At 60.9% G+C, this 243-nt stretch carries 1 protein-coding gene; it reads left to right on the top strand.

The window, feature by feature from the left end; translation table 11 throughout:
- Positions 1 to 243, top strand: a 243-nt coding sequence (locus SB751_RS34400; RefSeq protein ID WP_410749545.1) for an LLM class flavin-dependent oxidoreductase, incomplete at both ends; no start/stop codon positions are given.

Genomic DNA, 243 nt, shown 5'->3' with positions numbered 1-243 from the left:
GCCAGCATCGACCAGTTCACCAATGGCCGCATCGCCATCAACGTGGTCTCGGGCTGGTTCAAGGGCGAGTTCCACGCCATTGGTGAGCCGTGGCTGGACCACGACGAACGCTATCGCCGTTCCGAGGAGTTCATCCGCGCGCTCAAGGGCATCTGGACGCAGGACAACTTCACCTTCAACGGCGACTTCTATCGCTTCCGTAACTACAACCTCAAACCCAAGCCGCTGCAGCAGCCGCACCCC

The organism is Cupriavidus sp. SIMBA_020 (assembly GCF_046535395.1).
Lineage (GTDB): Bacteria > Pseudomonadota > Gammaproteobacteria > Burkholderiales > Burkholderiaceae > Cupriavidus > Cupriavidus campinensis.
This window is presented reverse-complemented; position numbering and strand designations above follow the sequence as displayed.